Raw genomic sequence first — 417 nt, 5'->3', positions numbered from 1 at the left:
GTATTTAGCGTAGAAGTCTAAGTAGGCTTGCATTGGATCTAAGTCTTTAAACTGTTCTGGGTACATTGCTTTAGCGTAGAACTGCAGCATTGCGCCATCGAGAATAGTACGACAAGCGCCGTGGTAAGCCGCATACATACGGTTGTTCTTAACCGCGGCAATAGATGACCAGCCAATACGCTGTTTAAATCCGGCTAAACGCTGCTTTGCAAGTGCTTCATCAACCCCTTGCCCCATCACCAGTGCATCGTCAGAGCTACCTGATTCATACCCCGTCATGACAATCACATCAGGGTTAGCAACAATTATTTGTTCTGGGTTGAGTTTCCCCCACCATTCAACAAATGGGGCTGAAATATTGTCGCCACCCGCCATTGTAGCAATCGCCCCCCACATGTTTTTGCCAAAGGTATAACC

The 417-nt window shown here is 47.2% G+C and carries 1 pseudogene; it reads right to left on the bottom strand.

From position 1 onward, the window contains the following. Positions 1–417: pseudogene (locus QTO00_RS20885) on the bottom strand (ABC transporter substrate-binding protein); the annotation flags it as partial.

The organism is Vibrio sp. M260118 (genome assembly GCF_036533755.1).
In the GTDB taxonomy this organism is placed as follows: Bacteria; Pseudomonadota; Gammaproteobacteria; order Enterobacterales; family Vibrionaceae; genus Vibrio.
Note: the sequence above shows the minus strand (reverse complement) of the source record. Positions and strands in the feature narration are given on the sequence as shown.